The 16317-nt window shown below is 55.0% G+C and carries 14 protein-coding genes, 1 tRNA gene and 1 other RNA gene; 12 read left to right on the top strand and 4 right to left on the bottom strand.

What is annotated here, in order from left to right; all coding sequences use genetic code 11:
* Positions 1 to 6: 6 nt before the first annotated feature.
* The 3 genes from ACT3RU_RS03820 to ACT3RU_RS03810 all read left to right on the top strand — a co-directional run bounded on the left by ACT3RU_RS03820 (position 7) and on the right by ACT3RU_RS03810 (position 639).
* Positions 7 to 83: transfer RNA gene (locus ACT3RU_RS03820), tRNA-Met, on the top strand.
* Between the two features lie 50 nt (positions 84 to 133).
* An RNA gene (gene ffs / locus ACT3RU_RS03815) (signal recognition particle sRNA small type) lies at positions 134 to 230 on the top strand.
* A gap of 79 nt (positions 231 to 309) precedes the next feature.
* The gene (locus ACT3RU_RS03810; protein WP_192526464.1) at positions 310 to 639 is read left to right on the top strand and encodes a hypothetical protein; all 330 of its coding nucleotides are present in this window, start codon (positions 310 to 312) and stop codon (positions 637 to 639) included.
* A 299-nt stretch (positions 640 to 938) separates the two neighbouring features.
* Here the strand turns inward: ACT3RU_RS03810 and ACT3RU_RS03805 are convergent, their stop codons facing one another.
* The 3 genes from ACT3RU_RS03805 to ACT3RU_RS03795 form a co-directional block, all read right to left on the bottom strand.
* Entirely contained in the window at positions 939 to 2165 is a 1227-nt protein-coding gene (locus ACT3RU_RS03805; protein ID WP_087105616.1) for an MFS transporter, read from the bottom strand.
* A 28-nt stretch (positions 2166 to 2193) separates the two neighbouring features.
* On the bottom strand, positions 2194 to 3834 hold the full coding sequence (locus ACT3RU_RS03800; RefSeq protein ID WP_483392502.1) for a thiamine pyrophosphate-binding protein: 1641 nt from the start codon (positions 3832 to 3834) through the stop codon (positions 2194 to 2196).
* 62 nt (positions 3835 to 3896) lie between these two features.
* Entirely contained in the window at positions 3897 to 4679 is a 783-nt protein-coding gene (locus tag ACT3RU_RS03795; RefSeq protein ID WP_192526466.1) for an SDR family NAD(P)-dependent oxidoreductase, read from the bottom strand.
* Positions 4680 to 4951: 272 nt separating this feature from the next.
* On the opposite strand from ACT3RU_RS03795, the gene ACT3RU_RS03790 reads away from it, so the two are divergent.
* From ACT3RU_RS03790 to ACT3RU_RS03775, 4 genes are all read left to right on the top strand, one after another.
* Positions 4952 to 6055 carry a tripartite tricarboxylate transporter substrate-binding protein gene (locus ACT3RU_RS03790; RefSeq protein WP_192526467.1) on the top strand — a complete coding sequence of 368 codons (1104 nt, stop codon included), beginning with the start codon at positions 4952 to 4954 and terminating at the stop codon, positions 6053 to 6055.
* A gap of 174 nt (positions 6056 to 6229) precedes the next feature.
* Positions 6230 to 7642, top strand: coding sequence for a tripartite tricarboxylate transporter permease (locus tag ACT3RU_RS03785; protein ID WP_225733668.1), 1413 nt, complete (start codon positions 6230 to 6232; stop codon positions 7640 to 7642).
* Entirely contained in the window at positions 7642 to 8139 is a 498-nt protein-coding gene (locus ACT3RU_RS03780) for a hypothetical protein (RefSeq protein WP_087105611.1), read from the top strand. Before ACT3RU_RS03785 ends, ACT3RU_RS03780 begins: the two co-directional genes overlap by 1 nt.
* A gap of 27 nt (positions 8140 to 8166) precedes the next feature.
* Positions 8167 to 9645 carry an aldehyde dehydrogenase gene (locus tag ACT3RU_RS03775; protein ID WP_192526468.1) on the top strand — a complete coding sequence of 493 codons (1479 nt, stop codon included), beginning with the start codon at positions 8167 to 8169 and terminating at the stop codon, positions 9643 to 9645.
* 1 nt (position 9646) lies between these two features.
* Here the strand turns inward: ACT3RU_RS03775 and ACT3RU_RS03770 are convergent, their stop codons facing one another.
* Positions 9647 to 10336, bottom strand: coding sequence for a GntR family transcriptional regulator (locus tag ACT3RU_RS03770; protein ID WP_192526469.1), 690 nt, complete (start codon positions 10334 to 10336; stop codon positions 9647 to 9649).
* 158 nt (positions 10337 to 10494) lie between these two features.
* Here ACT3RU_RS03770 and tcuA point away from each other — a divergent pair, with 158 nt between their 5' ends.
* From tcuA to ACT3RU_RS03745, 5 genes are all read left to right on the top strand, one after another.
* A complete protein-coding gene (gene tcuA, locus ACT3RU_RS03765) occupies positions 10495 to 11919 on the top strand; it encodes an FAD-dependent tricarballylate dehydrogenase TcuA (RefSeq protein WP_192526470.1) in 1425 nt (474 codons plus the stop codon).
* Complete coding sequence (tcuB, locus tag ACT3RU_RS03760; protein ID WP_087105607.1) at positions 11906 to 13012, top strand: tricarballylate utilization 4Fe-4S protein TcuB; 1107 nt, start codon at positions 11906 to 11908, stop codon at positions 13010 to 13012. Before tcuA ends, tcuB begins: the two co-directional genes overlap by 14 nt.
* 703 nt (positions 13013 to 13715) lie before the next feature.
* A complete protein-coding gene (locus ACT3RU_RS03755) occupies positions 13716 to 14369 on the top strand; it encodes a hydrolase (RefSeq protein WP_087105606.1) in 654 nt (217 codons plus the stop codon).
* Positions 14370 to 14427: 58 nt separating this feature from the next.
* Positions 14428 to 14619, top strand: coding sequence for a MoaF-related domain-containing protein (locus ACT3RU_RS03750; RefSeq protein WP_483392501.1), 192 nt, complete (start codon positions 14428 to 14430; stop codon positions 14617 to 14619).
* Entirely contained in the window at positions 14616 to 16262 is a 1647-nt protein-coding gene (locus ACT3RU_RS03745) for an acetolactate synthase large subunit (RefSeq protein WP_192526471.1), read from the top strand. The genes ACT3RU_RS03750 and ACT3RU_RS03745 overlap by 4 nt, the downstream gene beginning before the upstream one ends.
* The last annotated feature ends 55 nt before the right edge of the window (positions 16263 to 16317 follow it).

Here is a 16317-nt window from a genome sequence, read left to right as displayed (position 1 = left end):
CGGAAAGGCTACGTAGCTCAGCTGGTTAGAGCACATCACTCATAATGATGGGGTCCCCTGTTCAAATCAGGGCGTAGCCACCAAAATCAGCGCCGCAGTACATGGATATTCAAGTGTATTGCTATGGTGGCCCCTTAGGTCCTCCCGCAACGCTAAACTGCAAACCCCGCCAGGCCCGGAAGGGAGCAACGGTAGTGGTGGCTGCGTGTGCCGGGATGTGGCTTTTGGGGCCGCCTCCATTTCTGTCGTTTTCATCTAAACTTGGTATAGACTATTTCTTAGTAACATTACTACGAAAATGGTGATGCCATGTATCGCCGCAAGCTCCGTCACTCCCGAGTCAAAAACCTCTACAAATTTGCCAGCGCAAAAAATCATAGCGTACTAACCGTTGAGTCGTCGCTGGAATTTGATGCATGCTTTCAGTTTGAATACTCGGATGATGTTTTATTATATGCAGCTCAGCCCGAAGGCTTTTCTTATTGCTATGAAGCCAAGACTCTTCCTTACACACCTGATTTTCGCTTAGTTAATACGTTGGGTATTGCTACGCTTGTCGAGATTAAACCTGTCAGTATTTTTCAAAAATATGACGCTAAACAACGGCCTATAGCTGTTGGGTCCCTCATGATTAATTAAACGCTGCTCCTGAATAAAGTAAGCAATGAGGTCACGTGCTGCCAACAGAGGATAGCTCCTATGGCTTAATCTATCATCCGGCATTTTACGGCAAAGAGGCTGACAGATAGCTGCCCCGTATTTGCGGCAGTAAAGTGCTCGTAGTGCGTAGTGCGTAGTGCGTAGTGCTGAATGCTTTATTTAAGGCAGTGAAGCTGTGGATGCGTCTTGATTGAGCACAAGCTAACTTAATGGCTTAAAAATTTTTATGCTTATATATCATGGGTTTGTAATGAGTTAGCTGGACTGTTGGCGCTAGTCTAAAAGTGCTGTTGAGCGTTGGCCGCTTCAGCTTGGTCAAAGCGCGGTCTGAGGCGAACCACAATGACGAGCATCGCCAGCAGTAAGGTTCCGGTAAGCAGAAAGGTTAGCGTGAAGCCGGCCAGCTCGGCGATTATGCCCAACAGCAAAGGCGCCAGTACCTGGGCTCCACGGTTGCCCATGAGTCTCATACCAAGTGCGCTGGAGCGTTGGTCGGGATGTACGTGTTCGGCAAGGATAACCATCGACAGTGGCTGAGAAATTCCTGATCCTAGACCCACCATAATGGCAAGCACTGCCAGCGCCAAAACACTGCCGGTCATTCCCGTCCACATTAGCCCCATGGACACCGCCGCCACCGACGCAATCATTGTTCTGGCGCGCCCGCCAAGTGCCTGGATAATCTGTGGCATGACGGGTCTTATTAGCATCGCTGTTAGTGCTCGCAGACTCACCAGTACCCCGATCAATGTGGCTGAGAAAGTTAACTCCTCAAGATAGACCGGTAAGAAAGCACCATGTGCGCCCAATGCAAATAGCACTGCGATAGTGACGGTTAGCGACATCTGCACACCGACATTTTCGCGCAGCAACGAAGCTTGGGCGCGGTAACCAAGTAGTGAACGCGGTGTTGCATGGCCACTACGAGCATTGCCCACAAAGAAGCAGGAGCTCACTAGACCTATCGCCGGGACCACGCTGATGACTACAAAAACCCAGTTTGTCGATAGCGTATCAATCAGATATCCAGCTAACAGTGGGCCAATTAACTGGCCGCCTGAAAGGCACATGGTGTACCAGCCAAAATAACGCTCTAAGGTTCGTCCTCGGCCTAATCCGGCGACCACTGATTGGGCGGCGATGACCATCACCACATGCGTAAGGCCGATGGTTACCTGGGTTGCCAGCAGCCCGAGGAAGGTTGGGGACAAGAGACTTAGCAAGGGACCAAGGATCATGCCAGTGGCGCCAATAAAGAACATTTTCTGTGGACCAATCCGGGAGACCACACCCCCCAGCGGAATCGCGAAAACTAGCGGTAGTAAATAGGGTGCAGAGAGGATAAAGCCCACTAGCGATGGATTGGCACCAAGCTCAAGAGCGCGCAAGGGGACTGAAATCAGCAGCATCGTCTGTGAGACGAATACACTCGTTAGTCCTATACAGACCATTACTAGGTTGCGTATAGCGCTTTTATCGGGAGTTGAGCTTGGGCTGTCGTCCATTACGTTCCTTGGTAGTGGGTGGTGACGCTCAGGCTTTAAAAAGCACCGGAGCGAGATTGAGCTTGTCGATCATTACGTCGACTACCGCGGGGCCATCCGCTGCAAAGGCGCGTTGCATAGCGGCCTCTAGGTCGCCGGGTCGAGTGACCTTCTCCCCGTGAGCGCCGAAGGCACGGGCCAAAACACCGAAGTCGGGGTTCTGATAGTCGACAGCGAAGTGCTTACCATCGTAGTAGGCGTCTTGAAAGGCTCGTTCATTGCCAAGGCCCTGATCGTTGATGACGACAGCCACCAATTTGATCTTCTCGCGCACGGCGGTTTCCAGTTCGCCGATATTGCACATAAACCCCATATCGCCTTGTACTGCCAGTACCGGCACATCAGGTCGGGCTAATGCCGCCCCCAGCGCTGTGGGGAAACCGGCGCCGACGGCCGCCCAGTTATCGATGAATATATAGGTATCGGGGGCATGACTGACAAAGTGCTGGCGGACGTGCTTACCAGCATTGCCAGCGTCGACCACCATTATGCCGCCCTTGGGCAAAGTGCGCCTGAGCACATCGGCGACGAAAGGGGGTTGAATCGGCTCGGCACTGGGGTCGATTAGTGCCTGACGCTCCTCTTCCCAGAGCGCTACCTCGGCAGTCACATCGACCCAGTCCCAGCGTTGTCCGTCAAGGCGGGTCGCCAGTCCGGCTAGGAAGCTCTGCGTGCTTCCCACCGCAGCGACGTCCACCGGAAATACCGTGCCGATCGGATCGACGCTGGCTGCTTGGTGGATAAGGATAACGTCATCGTGAATCAACCCGTGCTTGAAGGTAGTCGAGAACAGATCCATGCGTGCGCCCACGGCGATGACTACATCTGCCTGCTTGACTACCCGGTTGGCACTATTCCACCCATTGCGCCCTAGCGGCCCAAGGGCCAGCTGATGCGAAGTGGGGAAAGCATCGGGGCTGAACTGTAGCGGCGCGACCGGGATATTGTGCTGTTCGGCGAAGGCGATCAGCTCGGCGCTGGCGCGTTCGCGTAATACGCCGCTGCCCGCCAAGATGACCGGGCATTCTGCCTTAGCCAGCAATGCTGCGGCCTGGTCGAGACACTGCCCGGCAACTTCGGGAAGCACGCTGGCGCGATATTGCTGAGGCAACTGTGTCTCTGCCTCAACTTCAGCGCGGTAAATAGCGGTAGAAGCTTCAATGTGAACCGGCCCCGGTGGCTCAGCCAATGCGGTGCGAAACGCCTTGCGCAGCGCCTCCTGAGCTTTATTTGGGCCGGTGATTGAATAGGCCCACTTGGTGATCGGCTTGAAGAAAGTGATTTGATCCATCTCCTGGCTGGCATCCTTCTCGCGCAGCCACTCCTCTTGTAGGCCGTTGATGCCTATCAGCGGTACGTTGCCACGATAGGCAGCACCAAACGGCGTGGCCATGTTGGTCACGCCGGGCCCCTCTGTGGCGGTGACCACCGCCGGACGCTGGCCGGCGCGGGCATAGCCGTAAGCCATGAAGGCTGCCCCCTGCTCGTGACGGGTAAGGATGAAGCGCATCTCCGGGGTCTCGCGAATGACGTCGAGCAGCGCCAGGTTCTGGGTGCCGGGAATGCCGAATACATGGGTGACGCCTTCGCGACGCAGGCCGTCGATTAGGGTCTGGGCAACGCTTGGCATGGCGGGCCTCCTATACAATTGTTATTGGGGTTGGCTGTTGAGTGGTGGCGAATTGCGTTGATTCAGACAGTGGCGCTGCGCCCGCCGTCGACGTTGAGACTGGCGCCGGTCACGTAACCTGCGCGGGATGAGACTAAGAACACAATGGCATTGGCCACGTCTTTAGCATCGCCCAGTCGACCGAGAGGAATGCCTTGGCCCTGGCGCGCCGAGTAGTCCTCCCAGCTGAGCTCAGGTGCTTCACGCTGCCAGCGCCGCTCGACCTGAGCCGAACGGACCCTACCCAGGCAAACGGTATTGACGCGAATACCTTGTGCGCCGAGCTCATTGGCTAGTGATTTGGTCAGAGCAATACCGGCGGCGCGGGTTGCCGAAGTAGGTAAGGTCTTGGCCGGAGGTGCTTTGCCCGACACTGTAGTGACATTGACGATCGCCGCCGCTGACGAGTCTGCAAGGTAAGGTAGAGCGGCACGAATTCCACGTATTGCGCCCATCAGCTTGAGTTCAATATCGGCCTGCCACACGGCGTCATCGGCCTCCAGAAAAGGTCCAGAGGCGCTGCTTCCGGCATTGTTGATCAGGATATCCAGGCCGCCGTAGGCCTCAATAGTACGCTCCACTGCCGCAACGGGGCCGTCGGCACTGGCAATGTCGGCAACGATGGTTATCGGACGCTGGCCGGTCAGTGAGTTGATGCGCTCGGCAGCTAGCTGCAGTGGTTTTTTACGTCGGGCGACCAGTACTACCTTGGCGCCTTCTTCGGCGAGCAGTAGTGCTGTTTCGAAGCCGATACCCTGGCTGGCGCCAGTCACTAACGCCACTTTATCGGTGAGGGCCATGTCCATTCGATTGCTCCTGATTTTAGATACCTTGGACGATATAAGGCATGTCGACGCATTGTATGCAAGAGTCTACATTGTAATACAGGATGACTGTATTTGGTGAATTACTCACTAAGACTAAAGCAATGTAGGCAGTAGAATTTACTTTCCTTATTATTGAATATCGTTGAGTTCATTTGCATACTCAAGTACACAACAACAACTAGCAGCATCGGCGGTACCGTTTTTTTGCCAAGCGTGCACCAGCCGTAAATCCAGAAAGGAGTTCTCAAGAAATGAATAAAACTACACGCAATGCCTCATGTTTTACCCGCCGTGCACTGACACTTGCAGTTGCAGCAGGACTGAGTTCCGGGGTGGTAGCCAATAGCCACGCCGAACTTACCGGTTTTTACGACGGCGAGACGTTAGAGATACTGACACCCTGGACACCTGGCGGAGGGGCAGATACCTGGGGGCGCTATGTATCTGCAACTATCGGCCCTTATTTGGGAGAAGACGCTAGTGTGCAGGTTATCAATCGGCCAGGGGCTGGCGGTGTACAGGGCTCCAACGAGTTCCAGTTGAGAACTGCCAGCGATGGCATGACGGTATTGCTGCAAAGTGCCGGTCAGGTTTTTCCTTTCATGTATGGTTCTGATGCGGTGCGCTATGACTTCCGTGACTACGAACCAATTGTTGCCATGGCTCAAAGCGGCGTGGTCTATGCTAGCGCTGATTTGGGAATAGAAGATCCACTTGAGTTGTGGGAAGTAGACGAGCTGATTTACGGAGAAGTATCGCCCCAGGCAATTGGCTCGATGGCACTAGCTGCCTTCGCACTTCTTGACCTACCGCATGACGCTATTTTCGGCTATCAGAGCCGTGGGCCGACCCGGCTGGCGCTGGAACAAGGTGAAACCAATCTCGATTTCCAGACCACTAGCGCCTACACCTCCAACGTCGAGCCGCTGGTCGAGGAGGGCACTGCGGTTCCGCTATTCAGCTTAGGTGTTATCGACACTGACGGTGAGTTGGTGCGTGATCCGGCCTTCCCTGATATGCCAACTGTCGCTGAGGTATACGAGGAGCGTCACGGCGAAGCGCCGTCCGGGGTTGCCTGGGATGCCTATCGGGCGGTGCTCTCTGCAGGCAGTATCAAGATGCTGTGGGCCAAGGCCGACGCTCCAAAGGATTCAATTAATGATCTGCGCTACGCCTTCGAGCAAGCACGTGAAGATGAAGACTTTATGGCTGACTCTGTAGAAGCCAATGGCCCCTACGAGTGGTTGGTCGGTGATGATGCTTACACTGCTATGAGCGCAACCTTGGATGTTTCTGAGGAGGCTCTCAACTACCTACGCGAGACCTTCAAGGAACGCTACGACGCTGACCTTTGAGATAACTTACAACGCTAGAGAACTACTAGATTCTCACTTGAAGTGCTCGGGTGCGCTGTTGATTTATTAGCAGGGTACCCTCCTTTACCAAAAGCAGGATAGGAGCTCGTAGCCGTGTTAGCCGCTTCGTTTGATGCACTGTCGTTGATCCTGGATCCATCCCGTTTGGTATTCATGCTTTTGGGTATCAGTGTGGGGTTGGTTGTGGGTATTCTCCCCGGGTTAGGGGGGGTTGTGGGCATGTCGCTGTTGTTGCCGTTCATCTATGGTATGGATCCCCATGCTGCTACAGCGATGCTTATCGGTATGGCCGCTGTGATTGCAACCGCCGACACCTTTCCGAGTATCCTGATTGGGGTGCCTGGCTCGGCGGGCTCTCAGGCAACCATCCTCGATGGTTATCCTATGGCGCAGCAGGGCAAAGCTGGCCGTGCACTTAGTGCGGCCTTCAGCGCCTCCCTGATCGGCGGCCTGATCGGTGCGTTAGTGTTGTTCGCTATCTTGCCCATCGCTCGTCCGGTAGTGCTGGCTTTTAAGTCGCCCCATCTTTTTATGCTCACTGTGCTGGGCCTATGCGTGGTTGGCCTGCTAGCAGGTAAGTACCCGTTCCGCGGTATTCTCGCCACCCTTATTGGCATCATGATCGCTATGCTTGGTTCAGCACCCTCATCGGTTACTTTCCGTTTCGTCGGTGACAGCGTTTATCTGATGGATGGGATACCTCTGTCGATACTGGCTATGGGTCTGTTCGCGGTGCCTGAGATCATTGATCTTTTGGCTGATAACCGAGCTGTCTCCAAAGTTAAAGAAATCTCCAGCGGCTGGAAGGACGGTGTGCGCGATACCATCCGCAATCGATGGCTAGTACTCCGCTCTGCAGCCCTGGGCGTGGCTGTTGGGGCGATCCCTGGTCTTGGTGGCTCGGTGGTCGATTGGCTCTCTTACGGCCAGGCGGTGCAGAGCTCTAAAGACAAGAGTGGCTTCGGGAAGGGTGATGTCCGCGGTGTTATTGCTCCTGAGAGCTCCAACAATGCCAAGGAGGGGGGCGCGCTAATCCCAACTATGCTGTTTGGCATTCCTGGCAGTGGTACCACGGCGGTACTGCTTGGAGGCTTGATCCTGCTCGGAATACAGCCCGGCCCTTCGATGCTGACTACGGATTTGTCGATTACCCTAACCATCGTCTGGACATTGGCGTTGGCCAATGTAGTGGGTGCCTTCGCTTGCTTTCTGCTATCGAGGCCTATTGCCCGCCTTAGTACTATTCCAGCCGCAAAGTTCGCGCCTTTCCTGCTCATCATAATGCTGGTCGGTGCCTTCCAAAACACCAATCAGTGGGGTGACTTGGTCGCCTTCATTGTCATTGGCATGTTTGGCTGGCTGCTCAAGTCCTATGACTGGCCTCGGGCGCCGATCCTGATCGGCTTCGTGCTGGCGCCGAGCATCGAGCGGTATCTGACCATCTCGGCATCCCGCTACGGCTGGTCCTGGCTCAGTGATCCAATCGTCATCGTTATCGGAGTTCTAGCGGTGGCTGTGGTAGCAGCAGGGGTGTGCGCTAAACGCAAGGGCTTGGGAGAAACTTGATGATACAGCGACTGCGTGAAGAACTACTATTTATCGTGGTGCTGATAGGGCTTATGGGGATGGCCCTGTTCATGGCCGCTGGCTATCCATTCAACGCGCGGCTTATGCCCCAGGTGGTATCGAGCGCGGTGATGTTTCTACTCATTGTAGAGGGAGTGCTGACCATACGACGCTTTCGTGCACCGCACTCTGTCGATGACACTAAAGTGAATGGTGAGCATGTTGGCAATGCTGGCATTGAGCCAATCTGGGGCGCCAAGTTCCGCCGTACTGCCCCCTATCTGGCCTGGCTAGCGGCGCTTTACCTTGGGATTTATCTGATTGGTCTTATTGCCTCTGCAGCGATTTTTACCGTCGCATTCTGTCGCCTAGTCGGCAAGATGCGCTGGTTTGCGACTCTGATCGGTACAGTACTGCTGATGGCTGCACTGTTTGGCCTTGCAGAAGCATTCAATATGCATTGGCCGGTGGGCTATTTCTTCGATCCATTCCGCTGATTGCCTCTACCCTTGGAGAAATACCACATGACAACTTGCTATCAACTTTACATTGGTGGTGCCTGGCGCGATGCCACGGGTGGTGCCACATTTCCTGCCATCAATCCGGTTAATCAGCAGGCTTGGGCTGATCTTCCACAAGCCAGCGCAGAGGATGTAGATGCTGCAGTAAGCGCGGCACGAGAGGCCTTCGATGGTGGCTGGAAAGACACTAATGGCTTGACTAGGGCAACATTGATGCAACGACTCGCCGAGCTGCTGGAGTCTGATGCTGAGCGCATGGCTCAGCTTGAGACCACCGACAACGGCAAGGTAATCCGCGAGACTCGCGTTCAGATGCGCTTTGCTGCGCGTAATTATCGCTATTTTGCTGGCTGGGCCGACAAGCTTCAGGGCGATAGCATCCCGCTGGATCGCGCCGAACTCGTAGACTTCACCACCCGCGAGCCCCGAGGCGTAGCGGCCCTGATTACTTCTTGGAATTCGCCCATGGCTATCCTGGCTAATAAGCTGGCGCCAGCGCTGGCGGCGGGTTGCACCGTTGTAATTAAGCCCTCGGAGATGGCCAGCGTGACTACCCTGGCTTTCGCCGAGCTGTGCGAAAGAGCCGGCTTCCCCCCCGGTGTGATTAATGTGGTGACTGGCGATGGCAGCGTCGGTGCGGCACTCACAGGGCACCCGGGTGTTGACTTGATCAGTTTCACCGGCGGTACCGCTACAGGTAAGGCGATTTCTCGGGTCGCCGCCGAGCATCTGACACCGGTGACCCTTGAACTAGGTGGTAAATCGGCCAACATTGTGTTCGCCGACGCTGACCTTAAGCAGGCTGTGACCGGAGCGGTGGCGGGAATCTTTGCCGCCGCTGGTCAGACCTGCATCGCCGGCTCTCGGCTGTTGGTGCAGCGCGACATCTACGATCAAGTGGTGGCGCAGGTGTGTGAACGCGCACGAGCAATTCGGGTTGGCGACCCCCGCGATGAGTCCACCGAGATGGGCCCGGTAGCGACCAAGGCCCAGCATCGACGAGTGCTCGACTTCATTGATCGTGCCCGCACTCAGGGTGCCACACTGGTAGCGGGTGGCGGGGAGCCGCAGGGCGACGTATATACTCGCGGTTATTTCGTCGAGCCCACAGTATTCACCGATGTGGAGCCGGACTCTGAACTGGCTCAAGAAGAAGTGTTTGGGCCAGTGTTAGCGATTATTCCCTTCGAGACGGAGGAGCAGGCCATCGCCATCGCTAACGGCACCGCTTACGGGTTGGTCGCCGGGCTATGGACGCAGAATTTGGCAAGGGCTCATCGCGTTGCCAGACAACTGCAGGTTGGCGGGGTATGGGTCAATACCTATCGCACAAATGCTGCACAAGCACCATTCGGCGGGGTTAAGGCCAGTGGTAGTGGCCGCGAGCGCGGACTGCACGCTTTAGATGAGTACCTTGAGATTAAAAACTTAATGATCGACTTGTCTAACGAAGCCCGCGATCCTTTTGCGATTCGTACCTGATTTAGTCGTCATAACTCTCAAAAAAAGCCTCTAGACGGATCTTGTAGGCTTCGCGGATATGGGTCCGCGCCAGTTTTTCGGCGGCTTCTGGATCGCGTGCTTCGAGCGCGTTAATGATTGCCTGATGTTCACCGCGCGCTGTTTCGGAACGGCCTGGTTTGGCTAGGGTGCTACGCCCGAGCAACATCATTGATTCTTGCAGCGAGTGCAGCATTTTAAGCAGGTAGCGGTTGTGCGCGCAGCGGTACAGAGTGCTGTGAAATAGCTTGTTGTTCTTAACTAAATCGTGGGTCTCACTTAACAGTGCATCGCGTTCGCTAATTTCGCGTAAAAAAGCGATTTCGACCTCTGAGGCGTGTTGTGCGGCAAAGCCCGCAGCAGTGCCTTCTAGCATCTCGCGCATGGCATACAGCTCGCTAATCATGCCGTGGTCGAGTTCAGTGATGATGGTGCCACGGATCGGATCATTGGCCACCAATCCTTCAAGCTGTAAACGATTAAGAGCCTCGCGGATTGGAGTGCGACTTAAACCTATACGTTCAGATAGGTCTACTTCACGAATACGCGTACCCGGCGGCAGGCTGCCTTCCTTGATTGCGTCGATGATATATCGATATGCCTGTTCGCTTCGCGGCTCACCGCGGGGGTTGTCCGAAGAAGTGGCGCTCTTGCGTGTTGTGGGTTCTGACATAGCAGGGGCCTCAAATTGAGATAGTGGCATTTGGCTATGGTATGTCAAAGAACATCGCTTGTCATTTTGAACACTATTGGATACATTTGTATTTATTTAAATATGAACTCGGTTCTAACGTCGACATGTTTTCCCAATAGTAATAATGAGGAGTCTCAATGTTGTCATCGACTGGAGAACGGCTTGGTGAAGCCGATCTAATTGATCATGATGTATTAGTGATTGGCGGAGGCAATGCCGCGTTGTGTGCTGCGCTGTCGGCGCGTGAGCAAGGCGCAACCGTTTTATTGTTGGAGAGTGCTCCGCGTAAATGGCGTGGTGGTAATAGTATCCATACCCGCAACTTACGTTGCATGCATCGCGAACCTACCGACGTGCTCAGTGACGCCTACCTTGAGGATGAGTTCTTCGATGACGTTTGGCGTGTTACCGGCGGCATCACCAACGAAGTTTTGGCGAAGCATGTGATTCGAGCCTCAGAAACCTGCACCGAGTGGATGAAAAGTTACGGTGTGCGCTTTCAACCATCGCTGGGTGGCACTCTGCACTTGGGGCGAACCAACGCCTTTTTCCTGGGAGGCGGTAAAGCGCTCGTCAATACCTACTACCAGGCAGCTGAGCGACTTGGGGTGACAATCCTCTACGAGGCTGAAGCCGAACAGTTGGTCTTTGATGACAACCGCTTTGACCATGCGTTGGTGACTTACAATGGCTCGCCACGCAAGGTGAGTGCTAAGTCAGTAGTGATTGCTTCTGGTGGCTTCGAGTCCAACCAAGCGTGGTTGGAAGAAGCATGGGGAGAGGTCTCCCGTAATTTCCTGATCCGTGGAACACGCTTCAACCAGGGCAAGATGCTGCGCAGCCTGATTGATAACAGCGCCATGGTGATTGGGGATCCGACGCAAGGACATGCGGTAGCTATTGATGCACGTGCGCCCAAGTACGATGGCGGTATCGTCACCCGTGTCGACTGTGTGTCCCTGGGTATTGTGGTTAACCGCGATGGCCAGCGCTTCTATGACGAGGGCGAGGACTTCTGGCCCAAGCGCTATGCCATCTGGGGTCGGCTGATCGCCAAGCAGCCGGGGCAGATGGGCTATTCAATTACCGACTCCAAGGCTCAGGGGCGCTTTATGCCTTCAGTTTTTCCACCCGAGCAAGCCGATACTCTGGAGGAGTTGGCACTTAAGCTCGATCTGCCGGTTGAAGCCGTGCTCAAAACTGTCGATGACTTCAATGCTGGCGTACAGCCTGGCAACTTCGATCACAGTGTGCTCGACGATTGCCATACACAGGGTGTTACGCCCGAAAAGACCCATTGGGCACAACGTATCGACGAGCCACCTTTTTATGGCTACCCACTTCGTACTGGTATTACTTTCACCTACCTGGGTGCCAAAGTCGATGAAAAGGCGCGTATGTACATGGCTAACGGCGAGTTGGCTGACAATGTTTTCCTGGCCGGTGAAATCATGGCCGGTAATATTCTAGGCCAGGGCTATGTCGCTGGCTTTGGTATGACTATCGGCACCGTATTTGGTCGTATCGCAGGCACAGAGGCAGGCAATTATGCAAAAGATTGATGCAATAATCGAAGAAACCCGCAATAACATGACGATTTGCAATGCCTGTCGGTACTGCGAAGGGTTCTGCCCGGTATTTCCGGCCATGGAGAGGCGTCGTACGTTCACTCCCGAGGATCTTAAGTATCTGGCTAACCTATGCCACAACTGTGGTGAGTGCTACTACGCTTGCCAGTACGCTCCGCCCCATGAGTTTGCCGTTAACGTACCGCAGTCAATGGCCAAGCTTCGTGTAGAGTCTTATCGGCAGTATGCTTGGCCACAACCGTTGGCAAGACTGTTTGACCGCAATGGCCTGCTTACCGCCTTGGCGTTGGCAGCAGGTTTGACGCTAATACTGTTGATTGCTATTGCACTCAACGGTGATCTGTCGGCTCTAGTCACCACACAGCATAGTGGAAACTTCTACGAGCTATTGCCACACAACACGCTGGTGGTGACCTTCGGCTCGGTATCGTTATTTGTACTACTAGCTTTAGTAATGGGAATGGTGCGCTTTTGGCGAGAAAGCGGCGAGGGCGTTGCTGGGCTACGCGATGCCGAAAGCTGGCGGCAGGCACTCAAAGAAACCTTTTCACTCAAGCATCTGCACGGTCAGGAGGAGGCTGGTTGCACTTACCCAGATGCCTATCATTCGCACTGGCGGCGACGCTTCCACCATTTTACCTTTTACGGGTTCATGCTTAGCTTCGCAGCGACCGTGACCGGCACCATCTATCACTATGTATTTGGGTGGCAGGCGCCCTACGATTTTATCAGTCTTCCCAAGCTGTTCGGTACCTTGGGCGGCATCGGCCTTTTGATAGGCCCGGCGGGGCTTTTGTACCTCAAGCTGGTGCGTGATCAAGACACTGCTGATGTGCGTCAGATGGGAATGGATGTGGCTTTCATAGTGCTGCTATGGCTGACCGGCTTAACAGGCCTGTCCCTAATGCTTCTACGTGAGACTTCAGCCATGGGAGTTATGCTGGTGATACATTTAGGCGTAGTAATGGCGCTCTTCATCACCATGCCCTATGGCAAATTCGTTCACGGTTTCTATCGCTTGCTGGCGATCTATCGTAACGCCCTAGAGCGCAATCGAAGCAGTTAATTGATACCACTTATGCCTCTTGTATCTGACAAGATTACCTTGAGAGATGGCTGAAAGACCGCATTGAGTGTTATGCATCAATATGTTTCGTAAGATATTTTTCCGTTTGCGAAACTATTGGGAATCTGTTGTCACAGAAGCCTTCTAAGCTCATGGTTATTGACTCTAACTTACTGCTTCCCCACCTCAAGACATGGGCCTGCGATTCCTCGCAGACCCATGTCTTGTATCTCCTAATCCTCCGGCTTCAACTCTGCCTGCTTGGGCTGCTTACCCTTACTTAGCTGAGATCCTCGTGGGAGAGGCCGCGGTACACGCGAACATCATGCCGAGACTCCCCAGAATACGCGTTGATGCCATGGGCCTGGGTCTGCGCTGCCGAAGAAGTGGCGAAATACCCCCCCGAAAAATAATCGAGGAGATAATTGGAATCCAATAGCATCCAAGGGATCAGCTTGTCCATCCGCTCCAGAAAGATTTCGCGGCGGGTCTTTCTCTTCTTGTATTGAGCAGGAGCCTTTGCCGATCACACAGTCATCCCAATTTCAGGCAGTCATCCAATAAAAAGCGGCGGTGCTTTGCGACAGTGTACGGGCATTCCACGAACCACCCGTCCACGGCGTAAGGTGAGGCGGCTCAGTCACTGGCACATATCTATCGAAGAGCCAGGTTCGTCTACAATGACACTAAAGAGGATAACCCCATGACTTTCCGTAACGGCCTTGCTTCGCTTCTTCGTCCCGAAGACTCGGTACTCGTACTCATCGACCACCAGCCGTTTCAGCTGGCGAACTTGAACAGCCACGAGCCACTGATGGTGATCAACAACTCAACGGGCCTCGCAAAGGCAGCCAAGGCGTTCAACGTGCCCACCATTCTGACGAGCGTGCTGGCTGCTCAGGGCGGCGTGATTTTCCCTCAGATCACCGACGTGTTCCCTGACCAGGAGGTAATCGATCGGACATTCATCAATACCTGGGAGGACCCGAAGGTGGTGGACGTGGTCAAGGCGACAGGCCGAAAGCAGCTGATCATCGCCGGGCTGTGGACCGAAATATGCGTCGCCATGCCAGCCATCCAAGCCGCTGGAGAAGGCTGGGACGTGACGGTAGTCACTGATGCGTCTGGCGCCGTCTCAGTCGAGGCCCATGAGGTTGCCATCCAGCGCATGATTGGGGCCGGCGTGAACGTGATGACCTGGTTGGCGGTGGCGGCCGAGTGGCAGCGTGATTGGGCCCGAACCGGCAGCCTTGAAGGGATGATCGATGTTATGAAGCAGCATAGCGGCGGTAGCGGTATCGCGTTCCTGTGGGAGCAACAGTTGCTCAACACACCGGTGCCCAACAACGCAGGATGATCTGAGCGAGGATGGCGAGGCTCTTCATTGGCACGTTGCGAGAAAGCCGAGTGGCGTATTGAGTGTCATCCAATTGAGGTTCGAGACCAAGGAAGGGGAGTTAGCCCGGACCGAGATCGTTGATATTCAGGTCGTGCCACTCGGCAACCGTCTTTTCGCGGTCAGCTGGCAGGAGAAGAACGGCGTGACAGTCACCAATGTTCAAGACTACGGTCGCAACCTGGGCGGCAGCAGGAGAGTTCTATCATGACCAAAGCATCCGATCTGTTTATCCAGTGCCTGGAAGAAGAAGAGGTGGAGTATATTTTCGGGGTCCCTGGCGAGGAGAATCTCGATATGCTCGACAGCCTCAGCCGCTCGACCAAGATTCAATTGATCCTTACTCGGCACGAACAAGGGGCAGGCTTCATGGCTGCAACTTATGGTCGACATACCGGCAAAACCGGGGTGTGCATGGCGACGCTAGGGCCAGGCGCGACGAATTTAGTCACCGCCGCCGCTTATGCACAGCTTGGCGGTATGCCGATCCTGATGGTCACCGGGCAAAAGCCGATCAAGAAGTCGAAGCAAGGCCGCTTCCAGATCCTCGATGTGGTCGACATGATGAAACCATTGACCAAGTTCACCCATCAACTCGCCAGCGCCGACAACATTCCCAGTCGGGTGCGTGAGGCGTTCCGGCTCGCCGAAGAGGAGAAACCCGGCGCGACGCATATCGAGTTTCCCGAGGATGTCGCCGACGAGAAGACCGAATCAGTGCCGCTCAAGCGCAGCCACGTACGGCGGCCCACTGCCGATGTGAAGTCGATCCGCGCTGCGCTGCATGCGCTGGAAAACGCTAAATCGCCGATCCTGGTGATCGGTGCTGGTGCTAACCGCACCATGACCTGTCGGATGCTGCTTCAGTTTATCGAGAAGACCGGCATTCCGTTCCTTACCACTCAGCTTGGGAAGGGCGTGATCGACGAACGTCACCCCAGTTTTGTCGGCTGCGCGGCCCTATCGGCAGGCGACTTTGTCCACCGTGCCGTCGAGGCCGCCGACTTGATCGTCAATATCGGCCATGACGTGATCGAAAAACCGCCGTTCTTCATGCAGCCGGGCGGCACACAGGTGATCCATATCTCGTCCAAGACCGCCGAGGTCGATCCGGTCTACTTCCCGCAGATCGAGGTTGTCGGAGATATTGCCAACACGATCTGGCAGATCAAGCAGGACATCGTCCCCAGTGGCGATTGGAGGTTCGACGCGATGCTGGCGGCGCGCAGGGGTGAGATCGCGCACACTGCGTCGATCTCGGACGATACACGCTTCCCCATCTCTCCGCCCTATCTGGTCGAACAGGTCCGTGCGACGATGCCCGAAGATGGCATCATCTGTCTCGACAACGGGGTGTACAAGATCTGGTTCGCACGCGGCTATACGGCTTACCGCCCCAATACTGTACTGCTCGACAATGCGCTCGCCACGATGGGCGCAGGCCTGCCCTCGGCCATGGCCTCGGCGATGGTCTATCCTGATCGTAAGGTGATGGCGATCTGCGGCGATGGCGGCTTCATGATGAACAGCCAGGAAATGGAGACCGCCGTTCGTTTGAAGCTCAACCTCACCGTGCTGATCGTCAACGACAACAGCTACGGTATGATCCGCTGGAAGCAGGCGGACATGGGCTTCAGGGACTGGGGGTTGACCTATGGCAACCCCGATTTCGTCAAGTACGCGGAAAGCTATGGTGCATTCGGCCATCGTGCCAAAAGCGCCGAGCATCTCACGCAACTGCTCGCGCATACCCGCGATACGCTGGGCGTCCATCTGATCGAGTGCCCGGTAGACTATTCGGAGAACGACCAGATCCTTAACGTCGACATCAAGACGCTGTCGAAGGAATTGTAATCGTTGTCCCGTTCCCCGGCTTCGCCGGAAAGCGGGATGCAGTTCGGGAGTTTCG

The sequence above is a fragment of the Halomonas sp. TP35 genome (assembly GCF_052375975.1).
Taxonomy (GTDB): Bacteria; Pseudomonadota; Gammaproteobacteria; order Pseudomonadales; family Halomonadaceae; genus Vreelandella; species Vreelandella citrativorans.
This window is presented reverse-complemented; position numbering and strand designations above follow the sequence as displayed.

Excerpts from the sequence above, each read along its gene's own strand:
- ACT3RU_RS03810 (WP_192526464.1), top strand. The coding sequence starts at position 310 with ATGTATCGCCGCAAGCTCCGTCACTCCCGAGTCAAAAACCTCTACAAA.
- ACT3RU_RS03805 (WP_087105616.1), bottom strand. The coding sequence starts at position 2,165 with ATGGACGACAGCCCAAGCTCAACTCCCGATAAAAGCGCTATACGCAAC.
- ACT3RU_RS03800 (WP_483392502.1), bottom strand. The coding sequence starts at position 3,834 with ATGCCAAGCGTTGCCCAGACCCTAATCGACGGCCTGCGTCGCGAAGGC.
- ACT3RU_RS03795 (WP_192526466.1), bottom strand. The coding sequence starts at position 4,679 with ATGGACATGGCCCTCACCGATAAAGTGGCGTTAGTGACTGGCGCCAGC.
- ACT3RU_RS03790 (WP_192526467.1), top strand. The coding sequence starts at position 4,952 with ATGAATAAAACTACACGCAATGCCTCATGTTTTACCCGCCGTGCACTG.
- ACT3RU_RS03785 (WP_225733668.1), top strand. The coding sequence starts at position 6,230 with ATGCTTTTGGGTATCAGTGTGGGGTTGGTTGTGGGTATTCTCCCCGGG.
- ACT3RU_RS03780 (WP_087105611.1), top strand. The coding sequence starts at position 7,642 with ATGATACAGCGACTGCGTGAAGAACTACTATTTATCGTGGTGCTGATA.
- ACT3RU_RS03775 (WP_192526468.1), top strand. The coding sequence starts at position 8,167 with ATGACAACTTGCTATCAACTTTACATTGGTGGTGCCTGGCGCGATGCC.
- ACT3RU_RS03770 (WP_192526469.1), bottom strand. The coding sequence starts at position 10,336 with ATGTCAGAACCCACAACACGCAAGAGCGCCACTTCTTCGGACAACCCC.
- tcuA (WP_192526470.1), top strand. The coding sequence starts at position 10,495 with ATGTTGTCATCGACTGGAGAACGGCTTGGTGAAGCCGATCTAATTGAT.
- tcuB (WP_087105607.1), top strand. The coding sequence starts at position 11,906 with ATGCAAAAGATTGATGCAATAATCGAAGAAACCCGCAATAACATGACG.
- ACT3RU_RS03755 (WP_087105606.1), top strand. The coding sequence starts at position 13,716 with ATGACTTTCCGTAACGGCCTTGCTTCGCTTCTTCGTCCCGAAGACTCG.
- ACT3RU_RS03745 (WP_192526471.1), top strand. The coding sequence starts at position 14,616 with ATGACCAAAGCATCCGATCTGTTTATCCAGTGCCTGGAAGAAGAAGAG.